This is a genomic window from Mesorhizobium sp. LSHC420B00, assembly GCF_000503055.1.
GTDB lineage: Bacteria > Pseudomonadota > Alphaproteobacteria > Rhizobiales > Rhizobiaceae > Mesorhizobium.
Window position 1 is genome coordinate 1 of sequence record NZ_AYVY01000013.1, and the last position, 18,636, is coordinate 18,636.

Below are 18,636 nucleotides of genomic sequence, written 5' to 3' on the forward strand. Positions count from 1 at the left end.
ATCGCGATTCCCTCAGACCGTCCACCTCAGAGAATCACAATCAGCGAATTACGCAACAGGCCCACAAGGGGAGATCGGCAGGGCAGAGGGGGGCACTGTCCCCTCGGCCTGTCAGTCGGAGACAACTACGTCGTCAGACCGTCATTAGCAGGTGAACGGTCAAGAGGCTGGCGATCCTTCGCGCCCCCCTCTGTCCTGCCGGACATCTCCCCCGCGAGGGGGGAGATTGGATGGCGCTTCGGATTTCGCCAACCTCGAACGTCAAAGGCAGGGAATGAGAAGCGCAAAGCTGGGGCGATTATTCTTTGGGCACAGCAATTTTGTTCTTGCTTTGTGCCGGCAGCTATGGTACTAATCTCGCTATGGTGCTAACTGGCTCCAACGACCCGCCGCTTGGCGGGTTTTTTGTTTCCGCTCGATCTCGGGCGCAGGTCACGCCAAGACAACAACCACTGCGACCACCCCGAACAGCGCGATCAGCAGTAAGTCGGCGACCCGGTAAAGTTTCAGCGCCCGTCGGATGTCGGTGCTCTCGATATCGTCGCGGCGGCCGCCTTCGCCCATCAACGCGTCTTCGACCATGACGCCGTCATAGGAACGGGGGCCGGCGAGCGCCAGGCCGAGCGCACCGGCCATCGCTGCTTCCGGCCAGCCGGCATTGGGCGAGCGGTGTTTTTTCGCATCGCGCCGCACAGCATGCCAGGCGGCTTTGGCATCGGCGCCCTTGACCAGGACAGCGGCAAGCACGATCAGCAGCGCCGTCAGCCGTGATGCCGGCAGGTTGATCCAATCGTCGAAGCGCGCCGCTGCCCAGCCGAAGGCCTCGTGGCGCGGGGTGCGGTGGCCGATCATCGAATCGGCGGTGTTGGCGGCCTTGTAGGCGACGCCGCCGGCGAGCCCGCCAACGCCGATCCAGAACGCCGGCGCGACGACGCCGTCGGAGAAGTTCTCGGCCAGGCTTTCGATCGCGGCGCGGCAGACAGCGGCCCTGTCGAGCTTTTCCGGGTCGCGGCCGACGATCCGCGAGACGGCAATGCGGCCCATGTCCAGTCCGCCGCTGTCGAGGGCGTCGGCCACCGCTTCGACATGCTCGGCCAGGCTCTTCTGCGACAGCAGCGACGTCGCCAGGATTGCGATGACCAACAAGCCGAGGGGAATGCTCCAAAGCATGGCTTCGATCCAGAAGGCGAGGGCGGCCGGCACCAGCACGATGACCAGCAGCGCGAAGACGCCCCAGCGGCGACGCTGGGCGTCGGAATCAGTGGCGCGGTTGAGCCTGCGGTCGAGAAAGGATATCAGCCTGCCGAACCAGGTGACGGGATGGCCAATGGCATCGAAGAGCTGGGCCGGGTAGCCGAGTACAAGTTCGATGGCCAGCGACAGGAAAGTGATCAGGATCGACATGAAGTCTCTTGATGGAGTGACGGCGGCAGTGGACCACGGCGGAAGCCTTGGCCGGGCGAGGGCGCTTTTCGCTCACGCGCCGCTGCCTTTCGTCGACCTCTCGACCGGGATCAATCCGCACTCCTACCCGCTTTTCGATTTGCCCGCCACCGCCCTGTCGCGATTGCCGGAAGCAGCGCGTGCCCGTGAATTGGCCGAAGTCGCGGCAAGCGCCTATGGCGTGCCGTCGGCGGCGAATGTCGCAGCGGCGCCCGGCACGCAGATCCTGTTGCCGCGCGTCGCTTCGCTGGTCGGCCCAGGTAAGGCGCTGGTGCTCGGGCCGACTTATGCCGAGCATCGGCGGGCAGCGGCGATCGCCGGCCATGCAGCGGCTGAAGTCGATGATTTCGAAGCCTTGGCGGCGGCCGACCTTGCCGTCGTCGTCAATCCCAACAACCCGGACGGGCGCGTCGTCGAGCGCGAAAGGCTGCTTCGACTTGCCGCAAAATTGCGCGCCAGAGGCGGGCTGCTGGTCATCGACGAGGCCTTCATGGATGTCGGCCCACGCAGCGAAAGTCTCGCTGGCGACGTCGACCAGGGCGGCATCGTCGTGCTGCGCTCGTTCGGCAAGTTCTTCGGCCTGGCCGGCCTGCGGCTTGGCTTTGCATTGACCGACGCGCTGACGGTCGAGCGGCTGCAGGCGCAATTCGGGCCATGGGCGATTTCCGGGCCGGCGCTCGAATATGGCATAAGGGCGCTTGCCGATACCGGCTGGCAGGCCGGGATGCGGCGCCGATTGGCCGAGGATGCCGCACGGCTCGATGCGCTGTTCGGCCGGTTCGGCGTGCCTGTCGCCGCTGGCACCGCGCTGTTCCGCTATATCAGGCTGGCGAACGCCGCCCGCCTGTTTTCGGTGCTCGGCCAGCGCGGCATCCTGCTTCGGCATTTCGCCGACCGGCCGGATGTGTTGCGCGCCGGCCTACCGGGAGCCGACGAAGAATGGCGGCGGCTCGAATCAGCGCTTGCCGGCTGGGCCTCGCGGCGCGACGATGATGCCAAGGGAGAAACGATCCAATGATCCATGTCTGCTCGCTGTCCAAAGTCGAGGAAACGGTGACGAAGACCGGGGCCGGGCGGCTGCTTTCGCTGCTCGCTGCCGGCACGGAGGTGATGCGGCCGGCCTCGATCACCAGGGAAAACCATCTGCACCTAGTCATGCACGACATTGCGGTAGCGCAGGAGGGCATGACCATGCCGGGCGAGGAGCATGTCTTGAACCTGCTCGATTTCGCCCGCCAATGGGATCGCTCGCGGCCGCTGGTGGTGCATTGCTATGCCGGCATCAGCCGGTCGACCGCCTCGGCCTACATTATCGCGGCAGCGCTGGCGCCGAAGCGCGACGAAGCCGAACTGGCCAAGACGCTGCGCGCGCTGTCGCCCACGGCGACACCCAATCCGCGGCTGATCGCAATTGCCGACGCACTGCTCGAGCGCGACGGCCGCATGAGCCGCGCCATCGAGGCGATCGGGCGCGGCGCCGAAGCGTTTGAGGGCACGCCGTTTGCGCTGAGGATCGAGGGCTAGTTACGCCAGCCAATCCGCCAGTTTTGCCTTGCGCACGTCCTTCAGCAAGCTGATGAAGCCGTCGGCCTGATGCTCGGCGGTGAGCCGGCCTTTTTCGGCGGTTGCAATGCTGGCGTCGCCGACCACGCCATTTGGGTTGAGGTCGCTGGCGATCCAGGCGAAGGCGTGCGTTCCGGTGTGGCGCAGCAGCGAAAATTCCTTTTCGGCGCGCGCAACCTTGGAGACGAAATTGTCGGCCTTGGCCATGTCGACGAGGTCGGGCCGGAAGTGCAGCATCAGCGAGGTCTCGACGTCGCCGCCATGAATGCCGTGGCGGTCTTCGAGGTCGGTGTACATGCCGGCCGGCCGGCCAAACCGTTGCCAGCTGGTCTTTACCGCCAGCATCTTTGCCCGCACGCGCAATTCGCGGGTGACGATGCCCATGATCTCCTCATTGCCGCCATGCGAGTTGACGACAATCAGTTTTCGCACGCCGGCGCGTGCGACCGACAGGCCAAGTTCGGTCCACGCCTCGACCAGGGTCGTCGCCGGCAGAGTGAGGGTGCCGGGCGCATGCAAATGCTCGTTCGACTTGCCCACCGCCTGAACCGGCAGGATGCGGATGTCGAGATCGCCGGGCAGGCGCGCGATCACCGTTTCCAGCATGCCGTTCATGATCGAGGTGTCGGTCGAAACCGGCAGATGGGGCCCGTGCTGCTCGATCGCCGCCAGCGGCAGAACGGCAATGGTCGCCTCAGGATCGACGGTCGCGTATTCGGTGGTCCGGTAGTCACCCCACCATACGCGTTTTTTTGTTCCGGCCATTTTTTACCTCGAAGAGACTGGATGCGCGCTTGATGAGGGGCGGCACCAACCTTTGTCGTGTAACTTGAGATCATCGGCCTGTCGATTCCAGCCGCTGGCCAGCGCTCCTCAACCCGCCGCGATGACCTCGATCTCGACCTTAAACTCCGGCCGGGCAAAGCCGGACACGATCATCAGCGTCGAGGCCGGCGCCGGACTGGCGAACAGCCGGTCGCGAACCTCCATATAGGGCCGCAGGAAGGCGCGGTCGGTGACGTAGGCGTTGATGCGGACGATGTCGGACAGGCCGAGCCCGGCCTCGCCGAGAATCGCCGCTATGTTCTGGAAACAGAGCTCGGCCTGTGCGCCGGCCTCCTCGGGGATCTGGTCGTCCGCTGTGGTCGCGACCTGGCCCGAACACAGCACCAGCCGCTTGCCGGGCGGCAGCTCGACGCCATGGCTGTAGCGGGCGAAGGGCGGCTTGATCGACTTCGGCGTGAGAAATTTGAACATGGCAATCTCCGTTCACGGCAGCGTAAAGCTGGATGTAGGCGGGCATCAAGATGGCGGTGCATGTCACGAGGGCGATTGTGGACAGGCGATCAAAAAATAGGCACGATGCCTTCCGTACAGCATGACCCGTCCGGCCTTCGCGCCGCCATTGCACAGGCGGGCATTGCACAAGCGGGCGGTCCCGACGCAACGCGCCGGTGGCATGTGTCTTGCTTCTTGAAACAATGGTGTCGAGCCCGGCGCGTGATGCGCCGGAGCGAACAAAGGGTGGTGTGGATGTACGGAAGACTCAAGATTTCGGCGGGCGTGATCGTGCTGCTTGGCGCAGGTACGCTTGCCGCGGCAGCGAACGAAAAAGTCACCTTCGGCACCAACTGGCTGGCCGAGCCGGAACATGGCGGTTACTACCAAGCCGTGGTGGATGGTACCTATGCCGCATGCGGCATCGACGTGACGATCATGCAGGGCGGCCCACAGGTCAGCGGCCGGCCGCTGCTGCTCGCAGGTAAGATCGATTTCTACATGGGCGGCAATCTGCTGTCGGCCTTCGATGCCGTGCAGCAAGGCATACCGATGCGCGTCGTGGCCGCCGACTTCCAGAAGGACCCGCAGGTCATCATGTCCCATCCCGGCCAGGGGCTGGACAAATGGGAAGACCTGAAGAACGCCGACCAGTACATCCTCGGCGACGAAGGTGCGCAGACCTTCTTCCAGTGGATGGTCACCGACCTCGGCTTCGATGCCGCAAAACGCGTGCCCTACACTTTCAACCCGGCTCCGTTCATCGCCAACAAGAAGTCGATCCAGCAGGGCTACGTCACCTCGGAGCCATTCGCCGTCCAGAAGCAGGGCGGTTTCACGCCGAACCAGTTCCTGCTGGCCGACTATGGCTGGGACACATATGCAACGACGGTCGAAACCATGCAGGAGACGGTCGACAAGCGGCCCGAGGTGGTCCAGTGCTTCGTCGATGGCTCGGCCAAGGGCTGGTACAATTATCTCTACGGCGACAACAAGGCCGCCAACGAGATGATCAAGAAGGAAAATCCGGACATGACGGATGAGCAGATCGCCTTCTCGATCGAGCAGCTGAAGAAGTTCGGCGTGGTCGATTCCGGCGACAGCGAAAAGCTCGGCATCGGCGCCATGACCGATGCGCGCATCCAGAGTTTTTACGACAAGATGGTCAAGGCCAAGGTAACACCGGCGGGCATCGACATCAAGAAGGCCTACACGCTGGCCTTCGTCAACAAGAGCGTCGGGCTCGACCTGAAGAAGTAGGCCGTGAAGCTGGAGAAAGTGGCGCAACAGCCAGGAAGCGTATCGGGGCCGACGCTGTTGGCGCTGCGTGGCGTCGGCAAGGTGTTTTCCAACGGCGTCACCGCGCTCAGCAATGTCGAGCTGACGATCCGGGAAGGCGATTTCCTCAGCCTGCTCGGACCGTCGGGCTGCGGCAAGTCGACGGCGCTGCGGCTGATTGCCGGCCTGTCGACGCCGACCTCGGGTGTGCTCGACTGGCGCGGCAGCGGCGCCCTCGATCGTTCAAATATCGGCGACCGCTCGAATATCGGCTTCGTCTTCCAGGAGCCGACGCTGCTGCCCTGGGCCGATGTCTTCGACAATGTCTGGCTGCCGCTGCGGCTGAAGGGTGTGTCGCGGGCCAAGGCGGCGCCGGCGGTGATGGAGATGCTGGCGCGGGTTCACCTGACCGGCTTCGAGAATGCCGTGCCGCGCGAATTATCAGGCGGCATGAAGATGCGCGTCTCGATTGCCCGCGCCATGGTGACCAAGCCGCGCATTCTGTTGATGGACGAGCCATTCGCCGCACTCGACGAGATCACCCGCTTCAAGCTCAACAACGATCTTCTGGAGCTATGGCAGGATGAGCGTTTTACCGTCGTTTTCGTCACTCACAGCGTCTTCGAAAGCGTTTTCCTCTCCAACCGCGTCGTCGTCATGGCGGCGCGGCCGGGCCGGGTGTTTGCCGAGCTTGCCGTCGATGCATCCTATCCGCGCGACGAGGCGTTTCGCACCTCGCCCGATTATGCCGCGCTCTGCCGCCAGGCATCCGACGTGCTGATCGGCGCCATCAACTCAACTGCCGGACCGCATCATGACGGCCATTGAAGAACAAGTCCTGGCGCTCGACCCGGAGGAGGCGCGCCGCGTTCGCCAGGAGCGCTTCGAGCGCATCGGCAGGTGGCTGCTGCCGCTGGCGATCATGATCCTGGCGATCTGGCTGTGGGACCGCGTCTGCGTCTGGAACGACATCCCGAAATATATCCTGCCGCGTCCCGGCGTGGTGCTGCAGACGCTGCACGACGATGCCGGGCTGCTGTTCTCCTCGCTGCTGGTGACGCTCAGGATCACCTTCTTGAGCCTGCTTCTCGCCGTCATCGGCGGCGTCGGGCTGGCAGTGCTGTTCGCGCAGTCGAAATGGGTGGAGATGTCGTTCTTTCCGTTCGCCATCGTGCTGCAGGTGACGCCGATCGTCGCGATTTTTCCGCTGATCAACATCTATGTCGACAACCAGACGACAAAGCTGCTGCTTTGCGCCTGGATCGTCGCCTTCTTCCCGATCCTCTCCAACACCACGCTCGGCCTCAATTCCGTCGACCGCAATCTGCGCGATTTGTTCAAGCTCAACGGTGCCACCCGCTGGCAGCAATTGCGCTATCTGCGGCTGCCGGCGGCGATGCCTTATTTCCTCGGCGGGCTGAAGATCGCCGGCGGCCTGTCGCTGATCGGCGCNCGCCACCGGCCAGTCGTCCGGCCTCGCCTCGCGCATCATCGAGGCCGGCTACCGGCTCAACGCACCAAGGCTGTTCGCGGCGCTGATCCTGATCTCGCTCACGGGCATCCTGATCTTCCTGGTGCTGTCGCTGATTTCGCATCTCATTTTGCGGCGCTGGCACGAGAGCGCGCTGAGGCAGGAGCGGTGATGGTACCGTGTTTTGTAGGCAAAAGCTGCCTGTCGCCCATCCCGGCGTCAGCGCTGCCCCTCATCGCCCTGCCGGGCACTTCTCCCCGTATAGTGACGGGGAGAAGNTCCCTGACGCTCGGCCTTGCCGCTCCTTCCGACACCGACGGATTTGCGCTCGCGGACGTTGCCGTCGCCGATGGCAAGATCTCCGGGATTACGGCGCATCGATCCAACGCACAGGCAGGCGCCATCGACCTTGGCGGCCGGATCGTCTTGCCCTGCTTCGTCGACTGCCACACCCATATCGACAAGGGCCATATCTGGCCTCGAAAGCCGAACCCGGACGGCACCTTCATGGGCGCGCTGAACGCAACGGGCGCCGACCGCGCGGCGCACTGGAGCGCCGACGACGTTGCCCGCCGCATGGATTTTTCGCTGCGCTCTGCCTATGCGCATGGCACCAAGGCGCTGCGTACGCATCTCGACAGCGTTGCGCCGCAGGAAGAGATCTCCTGGCCGGTGTTCGAGACGATGCGGGAGAAATGGCGCGGCCGCATCGAGCTGCAGGCGGCCTGCCTGCTCGGCATCGAAGGCGTGCGCGACAGGAAATGGTTCGAGAGGCTGGCCAAGCGGGTGGCTGCCGCCAAGGGCGTGCTCGGCGTCGTCACCTATATGGTGCCGGACCTCGAGGAACTGCTTGACCAGGTGTTTGCGCAGGCGATCAAGCATGGCCTCGACCTCGATTTCCATGCCGACGAGACCGACGATGTCTCGGCGATCTCGCTCAAGAAGATTGCCGAAGCCGCCCTCTGGAACGGTTTTGACGGGAACATCCTGGTCGGCCATTGCTGCTCGCTGGCGCGCCAGCCCGATCTCGAGGTGCTCGACACGCTGGACAAGGTCGCCAAGGCCGGCCTGGCGGTGGTGTCGCTGCCGATGTGCAATCTCTATTTGCAGGACCGGCGCGGCGATAACACCACGCCGCGCTGGCGCGGGGTGACGCTGCTGCACGAGATGAAGGCGCGCGGCATTGCCGTCGCCGTCGCCTCCGATAATACGCGCGACCCGTTCTACGCCTATGGCGATCTCGACATGCTGGAGGTCTATCGCACGGCGACGCGCATCCTGCATCTCGACCATCCCGTCGCTGACTGGCCGCAAGCGGTGACAGCGACGCCGGCCAAGGTGATGCGGCTCGATGGTTTCGGCACGCTTGCCGCCGGAGGGCCGGCCGATTTCGTCGTCTTCAAGGGGCGAAGCTGGACGGAATTGCTGTCGCGGCCCGAATCGGATCGCATCGTGGTGCGCGACGGCCAGGCGATCGAACGCCAGCTGCCCGATTATGCCGAACTCGATGATCTGATGGTGGAATGATGGATATTGCGGCGCTCAAGCGCGACCTGGACGGCCTCAAGGTCGACGACCATCCGGCGATCGTCCAGCAGAAGAGCCGCGACTTCTACTGGTACAGCCCGGTGCTGAAGCAGCAGCTCGAGCATGTCACCGGCGACCTGATCGTGACGCCGAAAACGGAAGACGAGGTCGTCCGCGTGCTCGCCGCCTGCCACCGGCATGGCGTGCCGGTGACGCCGCGCGGCAGCGGCACCGGCAATTACGGGCAGGCGATGCCCCTGTCCGGCGGCGTCGTGCTCAATCTCGCCGAGATGAACGCGATCAAGGCGATCGCGCCCGGTCGTGTCGTCACCGGTCCCGGCGCCGTGCTCGCCGACATCGACAAGGCGACGCGGGCGCATTCCGGCCAGGAGCTCCGCATGTCGCCGTCGACCTACAACACGGCATCGATCGGCGGCTTCGTCGCCGGCGGCTCCGGCGGTATTGGCTCGATCCGCTGGGGCGGCTTGCGCGACCTCGGCAACGTCATCCGGCTGAGGACCGTGACGATGGAGGCACAGCCCCGCGTCATGGAGCTCACCGGCGAGGACGTGCTGAAAGTGATGCACGCCTACGGCACCAACGGCATCATCACCGAAGTCGAGATGCCGCTAACCGCCAGTTATGACTGGATCGACGTCATCGTCGGCTTCGACGATTTCATGGATGCGGCCGGCTTCGGCAACGATCTCGCCATCCAGGACGGCATCCTGGCGAAGCTGATCACGCCGATAGCAGCACCCATCCCCTACGATTACTTCAAGCGCCACCAGCGGTTTTTCCGGCGCGGCCAAAGCATCGTCGTCCTGATGATCGCGCCGCATGCGATGGATGCCTTCCTCGCCTTCACTGCGCGCAGTAAGGGCGAGATCGTCTTTCGCGCCGATAAGGAGGCCGATCTCAAGGGGCTGCCGCCGGCCTATGAGCTGACCTGGAACCACACCACGCTGCGCGCCATCCGGGTCGACCCGACGATCACCTATCTGCAGACCCGCTACCCGTCGCCGGACCACCTCGGTCACGTCAAGGCGATGGTCGAACGCTTCGGCGACGAGGTGCCGGCGCATCTCGAATTTATCCGCTTCGATGGCGCCATCGGCATCGCCGGATTGCCGCTGGTGCGCTTCACCACGGCGGAGCGGCTGTACGAGATCATCCGCATCCACGAAGACAATGGCTGCTGGATCTTCAACCCGCACCGCTACACGCTGGAAGAAGGCGGCATGAAGCGGACGGATGAAGTGCAACTGGCTTTCAAGCGTGAGACCGACCCGCAAGGGCTGCTCAATCCGGGCAAGATGATCGCCTGGGAAAACCCGGACTATGATTATCGCTCAGGCAAGTCGTTCCTGTTCAAGGGGCTGGAGAAGACGGGTTGAACGTCCTCGTCCTCTACGCTCATCCGGTCGAGACCAGCTTCAATGCCGGCCTGCACCGGACCATCGTCGAGCGCCTGAAGGCCGCCGGCCATGTCGTGGACGACTGCGATCTCTATGCCGAGGGTTTCGATCCCAGGCTGACGCGGGCCGAACGGCTGTCCTATCACGACGAACGCAGCGACGGCGATCCGGCGTCGCCTTATGTCGAGCGCTTGCTGTGGGCCGAGGCGCTGGTGCTGTCATTTCCGGTGTGGAACTTCGGCTATCCGGCCATTCTGAAAGGCTTTTTCGATCGGGTCTTCCTGCCCGGCGTGTCGTTCAAGCTGGTCGACGGCAAGGTGCAGCCGTCGCTGCACAACATTCGCAAGGTGGCGGCGGTCACCACCTATGGCGGCGGCCGGTTCCGCGCCATGCTGATGGGCGACCCACCGCGCAAGCTGGTCAAACGGGTGCTGCGTGCGACGATCAAGCCCGGCGGCTCGGTTTCCTACCTCGCGCATTACTCGATGAACCTGTCGACCGGCGAGACGCGGACGAGGTTCGTGGCGAAGGTCGCGGCCAGGATGGACGCGTTCTGACGCGGGAGGGGATTTTTCCTTCTCCCCTTCTTGTGGGAGAAGGTGGATCGGCGCGTAGCGCCGAGCCGGATGAGGGGTGCTGGAAGAAACGCGGCGTGGAAAGATCGAGGGATGGGTGCGCTAAATTGACGAGGATGGGAGCGCTAATTCTTTCGAGGTAGCGATCCTTCCAACACCCCTCATCCGACCGAGCTTCGCTCGGCCACCTTCTCCCACGAGGGGAGAAGGGAAGGTGCGCTACGCCCGCACCCGCTCCGCTTTCGGATCATACATAGGTTTCAGCGACGCTTCCGCCGCAAAGCGCTCGCCGGCGATCTCGATCTCGTAGGACGACGACAGCACATCCGCCTCGCTCTCACCCTTGCAAGGCACGTAGCCAAGCCCGATTGCGCCGCCGAGATGATGGCCGTAATTGCCCGAGGTGATCGGACCGACGATCTTGCCGTCGCGCAGGATCGCCTCGTTGTGGAAGAGCAGCGGCTCGGGGTCGTTCAGGCGGAACTGCACCAGCCGGCGTGACAGGCCGGTTTCTTTCTTCTTCAGCACCGCATCGCGGCCGAGGAAATAGCTCTTGGCCGTCTTCACGGCGAAGCCAAGGCCGGCCTCCAGCACATTGTCTTCGTCGGTGATGTCGTGGCCGAAATGCCGGAACGCCTTTTCGATGCGGCAGGAGTCCAGCGTGTGCAGGCCGCATAGCTTCAGACCGACATCGGCGCCGGCCTCTTCTATCGCCTCGAAGACGTGGGCGGCCTGATCGGTCGAGACATAAAGCTCCCAGCCGAGCTCGCCGACATAGGTGACGCGGTGGGCGCGGGCCAGGCCCATGCCGATCTCGATCTCCTGAAACGTTCCGAACGGATTGTTGTCATTGGAGAAATCATTCGGGCTGACCTTTTGGATCAGCTTCCTCGAATCCGGGCCCATCAGGCAAAGCACCGCTTCGGCAGCGGTCACATCGGTAATGACGACGAACTCGTCGGCAAGATGTTTTTTCAGCCAGGCCAGATCGCGCTGCAGCGTGGCGCCCGGCACGACGAGGAAGAAGGCTGTTTCGGACAATCGCGAGACGGTCAGATCGCTCTCGATACCGCCGCGCTGGTTGAGCATCTGGGTGTAGACGATCTTGCCCGGCGCCACGTCCATGTCGTTGGCGCAGAGCCTTTGCAGGAAGGCGCAGGCGTCGCGGCCTTCGACGCGGATCTTGCCGAACGAGGTCATGTCGAACAGGCCGACGCCGTTCCGGACCGCCAGATGCTCCTCGCGCTGGTTGTCGAACCAGTTCTGCCGTTTCCACGAATAGCGGTATTCGCGCTCCTGGCCGGGCCTAGCGAACCAGTTGGCGCGCTCCCAGCCGGCGACCTCGCCGAACACCGCGCCGCGCGTCTTCAGGTGCTCGTGCAGCGGCGAACGCCTCACGTTCCGCGAGGTTGCCATCTGCCGGTAAGGAAAATGATCGGCGTAGAGCAGGCCGAGCGTTTCAGAGACGCGCTCCTTGAGATAGCGGCGGTTCTTCTGGAACGGCTGGGCGCGGCGGATGTCGACCTCCCAGAGATCGAACGGCGCCTCGCCGTCATTGATCCATTGCGCCAGCGCCATGCCGGCGCCGCCGGAGGAGACGATGCCGATCGAATTGTAGCCGGTCGCCATCCAGTAGCCGGAAAGCTCCGGCGCCTCGCCGAGATAATAACGGTCGTCGGGGGTAAAACTCTCTGGGCCGTTGAAGAAGGTGTGGATGCCGGCGGTGGCCAGCATCGGCATGCGGTTGACGCCCATTTCGAGGATCGGCTCGAAATGGTCCATGTCCTGCGGCAACTGGTCGAAGCAGAACTCCTCGCTTATGCCGTTCATGCCCCACGGCTTGGCCACCGGCTCGAAAGCGCCGAGCATCATCTTGCCGGCATCTTCCTTGTAGTAGGCGCATTCGTCCGGCACGCGCAACACCGGCAGGCGGGAGAGCCCCGGGATCGGCTCGGTGACGAGATAGAAATGCTCGCAGGCGTGCAGCGGGATGGTGACGCCGTTCTGGGCGCCAAGTTCGCGTGCCCACATGCCGGCGCAGTTGACGACGATATCGGCTTCGATCGTGCCTTGCTCGTCGCCCTGCGCCCAGGAGACGCCGGTGACGCGGCCTGCCTTGGTATGCACCTTGGTCACCTTGACGTTCTCGACGATCGTCGCACCGCGCTGACGTGCGCCCTTGGCCAACGCCATGGCGATGTTGGCGGGGTCGCATTGGCCGTCGAGCGGCAGATGCACGGCGCCGACCGCATCGGATACATTGAGATGCGGATACATCTGCTTGACTTCACCTGGCGAAATCTCGCGCACGTCGACATCGAAGGCACGGGCGAGAGACGCCTGCCGATAGATCTCGTGCTTGCGCTCCTCGGTCAGCGCCACCGTGATCGAGCCAACCTGGCGCATGCCGGTGCCGACATCGGTCTCGGCCTCGAGCTTGACGTAGAGGTCGGCCGAGTATTTCGCCAGCCGCGTCATGTTCTGCGAGCCGCGCAGCTGGCCGATCAGGCCGGCGGCGTGCCATGTCGTGCCCGATGTCAGCTGCTTGCGCTCGAGCAGAACGATGTCGGTCCAGCCGAGCTTGGCCAGATGATAGGCTACCGAGCAGCCGGAGACGCCGCCACCGATGATGACCGCCCTTGCTTTGGGAGGAATGGCCTTGGTCGGTATGGTTTTGGCGGGCGGCGAGTTCATGCGGCTTCGCGGCGGTAGCTGGAGGCGAAGCGGCGCAGGCGCGTGGCAGCCTCCATCAGCACCGGCTCAGGCTGGCAGAGGCTGAAGCGGATGTGGCCGGCTGCAGCTTCGCCGAAGCTCGAGCCGGGCATGACGCCGACCTTCTCCTGGTCGAGGAACGCCCAGGCGAATTTCTCATCGTCCGGCTCGATCGCCGATATGTCGAGCATCACGTACATGCCGCCCTCGGAGCCGCGCACGGTGATGTTGTTCATGCCGCGCATGGCATCGAGAACGACGGCGCGCCTTGCGGCATAGCGCTCGGCGATCTCCTTGACGCCGTAGCCGTTTTCGAGCGCCTCGGCGCAGGCGAGGCTGATGAAGGCCGGCAGGCCGTAGGTCATCACCAGATTGAGGTCGGTCAGCAGCGAGACCATTGGTTCGGGCCCGGTCAGCCAGCCCATGCGCCAGCCGGTCATGCCGTGGCTCTTGGACATCGAATTGATGACCAGCGTACGTTCGGCCATGCCGGGCAGCGAGCGTGGTGAGACGTGCTCGCCGCCACCCAGCGTCCAGTAGACCTCGTCCGACAGCAGCCATAGGTCATGCTCGCGGCAGATCTGCGCCAGCTCTTCCAGGCGCTCGCGCAAATAGACGGCACCGGTCGGGTTGTTCGGCGTGTTGATCAGAATGGCGCGGGTGTTCGGCCGTAGGGCGGCGCGGATCTCGGCGGCGCGCGGCTGAAAGCCATCCTCGGCGGGTGTCTCGACGACGCTGAACGCGGCGCCCGCCGCGCTGAAGGTATTGGGATAGGTGGCGTAATAGGGCGCGACGACGATGGCATGGTCGCCCTGGTCGAGAACAGCTTGAATAGCTGCGTAAAGCGCGGCCTGCCCGCCCGGCGTGGCGATGACCTGGTCGGGGCTGGTCGCAACACCGGTGCAGAGCGTCGAGGCCGCCGCCATCGCCTTGCGCAGCCGCGGAACGCCGGCAAGTGGGGTGTAGTGGTGATTGCTGGCGCGGACCGCCGTCACGCAGGCTTCGATCGTCTCGCTCGGCGTGTCGAAATCATGGTCGCCGACCGACAGCATGATGATGTCCTCGCCGGCCTGCTTGCGCGCCCAGGCAGCGGAATGAACCTCCCAGCCATCCTTGCCCGAAGGCACGATGCCGGAAATGCGCGATGATGGCCTGGGCATTATGCTACTCCCGAAATTTCGTAGCCGGCCTGTTCGAGCCGGTCGCGCAAGGCGGCGATGTGGGCCGGTCCGACTTCGCAGCAGCCGCCGACGATGCCGGCGCCGGCCTCGACCCAGCCGATCGCCTGGCCGGCATAGGCGTCCGGATCGAGGTCGTGGCGGGCGTGCAGCACTTCGACGGTGCCGCCATGCTTGAGCGCCTCGACCGAGGTGAAGCCATTGGCATAGGCGCCGACCGCACCGCCGAGAGCGATCAGTCCGGGCAGCGCTGCAGCGATCGCTTCGGGCCGACAGCAATTGATCAGCCGGGCCGCGACGGGTAGGCCGTCAAGAGCGCCCGACGCCGCCGCAATGGCTTCGCCGCTGCGCAGGCGCGGCATGCCGTGATCCGCGAGCGTCCACGACACCCAGACAGGCTTGCCGCTTTCCGATGCCGCGGTGACGGCGGCGCGCGCCTCTTCGGCCGACGCCATGGTTTCGCACAGAAACAGATCGACGCCGTCCGCCTGCTCGGCAACTATACGGCGATAGATGTCGAGCGTATCCTGGAAGGATATCGTCAGCGCCGGCGCATAGCTGCCGAACAGCGGCGATAGGCAGCCGGCGATCGCCGCGTCGCCGGTCTGGTCGCGTGCTTGCCTTGCCAGTTCGATGCCGCGCTTCTGCAAAGGCTTGAACAGCTCTTCCGCGCCCTCGCGCGCCAGCCGCTCCGGCGTTGCGGAATAAGTGTTGATGGTGATGACGCGGGCTCCGGCGCGGATGAATTCCGCATGCAGGTCGCGCACCAGATCCGGTTCGTCGATCAGCACCCTGGCCGACCAGAGCGGCGTCGGCTCGGAGCTGCTGCGGCGGACCAGCTCCTGGCCCATGCCGCCATCGGTGAGGATGACTTTCTTCATGCTTTGAGCCTCTCGTTCTTCGGATCCCATAACGGCTCATCCTTCTGCACGATCGCCCGAAAACGTTCGCCGAAGATCTCGACCTCGACCGCGGTTCCCGGCTCGGTGAGGTCGGCGCGCAGCATGCCGAGCGCGATCGACTTGTCGATGCGATGACCCCAGCCGCCGGATGTCGTCTCGCCGACGATCCGGCCGTCATGCCAAAGCGTCGACATGTAAGGTGTGTCGCAGTCGCCGGGATTTTCGACGACCAGCGTGACGAAGCGTTTCTTGACGCCTTGCTGCTTTTCGCTCTGCAACGCCGCCTTACCGCGGAAGTCGGGCTTGTCCCATCTGACGAAGCGCTCCAGCCCGCCCTGCAGGATCGAGTAGTCGGTCGACAGATCGCCCTTCCACGTACAGTAGCCTTTTTCGAGCCGCAGCGAATCCAGCGCGTACATGCCGAATGGTTTCAGGCCGTGCCTCTGGCCGGCCGCCCAGACAGCGTCGAAGATGACTGCGGTATCGTCGACCTTGCTGTGGATTTCCCAGCCGAGCTCGCCAGCGAAGGATACGCGCACCAGCTTGGCCCAGCGCCCGGCGATCGATGTTTCCTGATGCGTCAGCCAGGGCAGGGTGAGGTCGGCCGCGCAGAGTTCGGCGAGGATGTTTCGCGAGTTGGGTCCGGCGAGGATCTGGGTCGAATACTCTTCTGTCCGGTCAGTCAACTTGAACGTCGCGTCCTTCGGCATGCGCGATTTCAGCCATTCGAAATCGTGCCACTGCGCCACCGCGGCGGTGATCAGCGTCATGTGATCTTCGTCGTGACGCACCACCGACATCTCGGTGACGACGCGGCCCTTGTCGTCGGCAAAGTAGACGAGGCCGATGCGGCCGGGTTTCGGCACCAGGCCTGTCACCTGGAGGCTCAGCCATTCGGCGGCACCCGGACCGTCTAGATTGAACCGGGAAAATCCCGGCAGGTCCAGAATGCCGGCGGCATCGCGGACGGCGAGGCATTCCTCGCGCACACGATGCTGCCAGGGGCCGTCACGGCGGAAGGTCAGCGTGGATTCTTCGGAGATGTCGTCGCCTGGCTTCGCATACCAGGTGGCGCGTTCCCAGCCATTATAGGCGTCGAACCGGGCGCCGAACGACTTGATGCGGCCGTGGAGCGGCGACAGCTTGCGGTCGCGCCCAGCCGGCCAGGCGTGGCGCGGGAATTGGATGGCATACTCGTTGCCGTAGATCTCCATGCCCTTGGCGACGCAGTAATCCGGCGCCGACGCAAAGGCGGTGAAACGGCGTGGATCGCAGGACCACATGTCCCATTCGGTCTGGCCCTCGGTCACCCACTCGGCCAGCACTTTGCCGGCGCCGCCGCCCTGGGCGATGCCGAAGGTGAAGACGCAGGCCTCGAAGGCGTTGGGCACGCCGGGCATCGGGCCGATCAGCGGGTTGCCGTCCGGCGCATAGGGGATCGGCCCGTTGATGACCTTGGACAGCCCGGCGGTGCCGAGGATCGGCACGCGGGCGACGGCATCGGCCAGGTAATGTTCCAGCCGGTCGAGGTCGTCGGGAAACAGCTGGAACGAAAAGTCGTCCGGCATCGGGTCGTTGTGGCCGACCCAATGGGCGCGGCAATTGCGCTCATAGGGGCCGAGGTTCATGCCGTTCTTTTCCTGGCGCAGATAATAGGACGTATCGACGTCGCGCAGCAGCGGCAGCTTCTTGCCTTGTTCCTTCGACCACGCCGCCAGTTCGGGGATTTCCTCAAACAGGATGTATTGATGGCTCATCACCATCATCGGCACCTCGCGGCCGAACATCCTGCCGACTTCGGCGGCGCGGTAGCCGGCGGCGTTGACGACGATCTCGCAGCGAATCTCGCCTTGCGGCGTCTCGACCACCCACTCGTCGTTCTCGCGGCGCACGCCGGTGACCGGGCAGAAGCGGATGATCTTCGCACCCATGTCGCGCGCCCCCTTGGCCAGCGCCTGGGTCAATTGCGCCGGGTCGATGTCGCCGTCGCTCGGATCGTAGAGCGCGCCCTTCAGCTCATGCGTTTCGATGAAGGGGTAGCGGCGCTTGATCTCGTCGGGGCCGACGACATTGATGTCCATGCCCTGATAGCGGCCCATGCCCTTGGCGCGCTGGAATTCCTGCATACGCTCGATCGTATGGGCGAGCCTGAGCGAGCCGGTGACATGATAGTTCATGGGATAGCCGACCTCGTCGGCCAACCGGCGATAGAGCTCGGTCGAATAGCGCTGCATGTTCATCAGCGACCATGACGAGGAGAACGTCGGCACGTTGCCGGCGGCATGCCAGGTCGAGCCGGAAGTCAGCTCGTTCTTCTCCAGAAGCACGCAGTCGGTCCAGCCCGCCTNAGCCCGCCTTGGCGAGATGATAGAGCGAGGAGGCGCCGACGGCACCGCCTCCGATGATCACCACGCGTGCCGTGGTCGGCAAACTGGCCATGTTCTTCTCCAGATCAATAGACGGGCGGCGAAACCACCCAGATCACCACAGCCGCTTCCGCTCCAGGATTGCGCCAGCGGAACGGCTTGCCCTCAAAGCGGAAGGAGTCGCCTGCTCCAAGCCGGTGCCAGACGCCGGCGATTTCGATGTCGAAGCTGCCGGACGCGACGTAGCCGGCTTCCTCGGTCGGCCGGCGGGCCTCGGTCTTCAGCTCGGCACCGGGGGCGAAGACCGAACGCAGCATCTCGAAGCTACCGCCGAGATCCGGCGACAGAAGCTCCTCCACCAGGCCGGAATCGCTTGTGCCAAGGGTGCGCCGGTTGCCGGCGCGCACGACCACGCCGCGTTCGGTCTCGACAGGCACGTCATGGCTGAAGAACAGGCTGACCGGCACGCCGAACAATTCGGCGAAGGCCCTGAGATCGCCGAGCGACGGGATCGACAGGCCGCGCTCGACCTGACTGACCCAGCCGACGGAACGGCCGAGCTTCAGCCCGATTTCGGCAAGCGTCAGGCCGCGCGCCTTGCGCAACGCGCGAATGTCGCCGGCCAGCAGCCGTTCGCCGTTATCTTGTTCCGGTGTTGCGGCGGTTGAGGGCAAAGCCATCCCTGTCTCGATGAAAAATTCCCAGCAAATTTCATGTGACCGCAGGTCTGTGAAAAAATCAAGATGATTTTCATGAACCCACAAGATTTACTTGCGCCATTTTGACGGTTCAGGCAAAGGCTCGGCACACGAGCGGCGAGTGGGGCGTCCGGTCGAGGCGGATAGGGCGTCGAGCGTTCATAGAAACTCGCAAGGATGCTCCATCACTTCTAGTCGGCGCATGATCCTTTCCGGAAAAGCCGGGT

Annotated in this window: 14 protein-coding genes and 2 pseudogenes; 8 read left to right on the forward strand and 8 right to left on the reverse strand. The window is 64.3% G+C overall.

The annotated features are described in order from the left end of the window. Window positions 1-432 precede the first annotated feature (432 nt). Window positions 433-1,404, reverse strand: a complete 972-nt coding sequence (gene cbiB / locus X760_RS58195; protein ID WP_023719900.1) for an adenosylcobinamide-phosphate synthase CbiB — start codon at window positions 1,402-1,404, stop codon at window positions 433-435. Here cbiB and cobD point away from each other — a divergent pair. Beyond that, on the forward strand, window positions 1,403-2,461 hold the full coding sequence (cobD, locus tag X760_RS58200) for a threonine-phosphate decarboxylase CobD (RefSeq protein WP_023719901.1): 1,059 nt from the start codon (window positions 1,403-1,405) through the stop codon (window positions 2,459-2,461). The genes cbiB and cobD overlap by 2 nt on opposite strands. Further along, window positions 2,458-2,967: a tyrosine phosphatase family protein gene (locus X760_RS58205; protein WP_023719902.1), complete on the forward strand. Its 510-nt coding sequence runs from the start codon at window positions 2,458-2,460 to the stop codon at window positions 2,965-2,967. The genes cobD and X760_RS58205 overlap by 4 nt, the downstream gene beginning before the upstream one ends. Here X760_RS58205 and X760_RS58210 read toward each other — a convergent pair whose 3' ends face one another. Both X760_RS58210 and X760_RS58215 read right to left on the reverse strand, forming a co-directional pair. Next, a complete protein-coding gene (locus X760_RS58210) occupies window positions 2,968-3,771 on the reverse strand; it encodes a creatininase family protein (RefSeq protein ID WP_023719903.1) in 804 nt (267 codons plus the stop codon). Window positions 3,772-3,879: 108 nt separating this feature from the next. Next, window positions 3,880-4,263 (reverse strand): RidA family protein, encoded by a 384-nt coding sequence (locus X760_RS58215; protein ID WP_023719904.1) that lies wholly within the window; start codon window positions 4,261-4,263, stop codon window positions 3,880-3,882. A 276-nt stretch (window positions 4,264-4,539) separates the two neighbouring features. Between X760_RS58215 and X760_RS58220 the strand changes: the two genes are divergently transcribed. The 6 genes and pseudogenes from X760_RS58220 to X760_RS58235 all read left to right on the forward strand — a co-directional run bounded on the left by X760_RS58220 (window position 4,540) and on the right by X760_RS58235 (window position 10,535). Continuing rightward, complete coding sequence (locus X760_RS58220) at window positions 4,540-5,544, forward strand: ABC transporter substrate-binding protein (RefSeq protein WP_023719905.1); 1,005 nt, start codon at window positions 4,540-4,542, stop codon at window positions 5,542-5,544. Window positions 5,545-5,547: 3 nt separating this feature from the next. After that, a complete protein-coding gene (locus X760_RS58225; protein ID WP_023719906.1) occupies window positions 5,548-6,390 on the forward strand; it encodes an ABC transporter ATP-binding protein in 843 nt (280 codons plus the stop codon). Further along, a pseudogene (locus tag X760_RS74895) lies at window positions 6,377-7,205 on the forward strand (ABC transporter permease). Before X760_RS58225 ends, X760_RS74895 begins: the two are co-directional and overlap by 14 nt. An 89-nt stretch (window positions 7,206-7,294) precedes the next feature. After that, window positions 7,295-8,560, forward strand: coding sequence for a cytosine deaminase (locus tag X760_RS0138250; RefSeq protein ID WP_031194267.1), 1,266 nt, complete (start codon window positions 7,295-7,297; stop codon window positions 8,558-8,560). Then, entirely contained in the window at window positions 8,560-9,957 is a 1,398-nt protein-coding gene (locus tag X760_RS58230) for an FAD-binding oxidoreductase (protein WP_084642772.1), read from the forward strand. Before X760_RS0138250 ends, X760_RS58230 begins: the two co-directional genes overlap by 1 nt. Further along, window positions 9,954-10,535 (forward strand): NAD(P)H-dependent oxidoreductase, encoded by a 582-nt coding sequence (locus X760_RS58235; protein ID WP_023719909.1) that lies wholly within the window; start codon window positions 9,954-9,956, stop codon window positions 10,533-10,535. Before X760_RS58230 ends, X760_RS58235 begins: the two co-directional genes overlap by 4 nt. A gap of 237 nt (window positions 10,536-10,772) precedes the next feature. On the opposite strand, the gene X760_RS58240 is transcribed toward X760_RS58235, so the two are convergent. The 5 genes and pseudogenes from X760_RS58240 to X760_RS58260 form a co-directional block, all read right to left on the reverse strand. After that, the gene (locus tag X760_RS58240) at window positions 10,773-13,247 is read right to left on the reverse strand and encodes an FAD-dependent oxidoreductase (RefSeq protein ID WP_023719910.1); all 2,475 of its coding nucleotides are present in this window, start codon (window positions 13,245-13,247) and stop codon (window positions 10,773-10,775) included. Further along, window positions 13,244-14,425: a pyridoxal phosphate-dependent aminotransferase gene (locus X760_RS58245; protein WP_023719911.1), complete on the reverse strand. Its 1,182-nt coding sequence runs from the start codon at window positions 14,423-14,425 to the stop codon at window positions 13,244-13,246. The genes X760_RS58240 and X760_RS58245 overlap by 4 nt, the downstream gene beginning before the upstream one ends. Continuing rightward, window positions 14,425-15,324 carry a homocysteine S-methyltransferase family protein gene (locus tag X760_RS58250; protein WP_023719912.1) on the reverse strand — a complete coding sequence of 300 codons (900 nt, stop codon included), beginning with the start codon at window positions 15,322-15,324 and terminating at the stop codon, window positions 14,425-14,427. The genes X760_RS58245 and X760_RS58250 overlap by 1 nt, the downstream gene beginning before the upstream one ends. After that, window positions 15,321-17,784: pseudogene (locus X760_RS58255) on the reverse strand (FAD-dependent oxidoreductase). Before X760_RS58255 ends, X760_RS58250 begins: the two are co-directional and overlap by 4 nt. Window positions 17,785-17,797: 13 nt before the next feature. Beyond that, the gene (locus X760_RS58260) at window positions 17,798-18,391 is read right to left on the reverse strand and encodes an XRE family transcriptional regulator (protein ID WP_031194268.1); all 594 of its coding nucleotides are present in this window, start codon (window positions 18,389-18,391) and stop codon (window positions 17,798-17,800) included. Window positions 18,392-18,636: the final 245 nt, after the last annotated feature.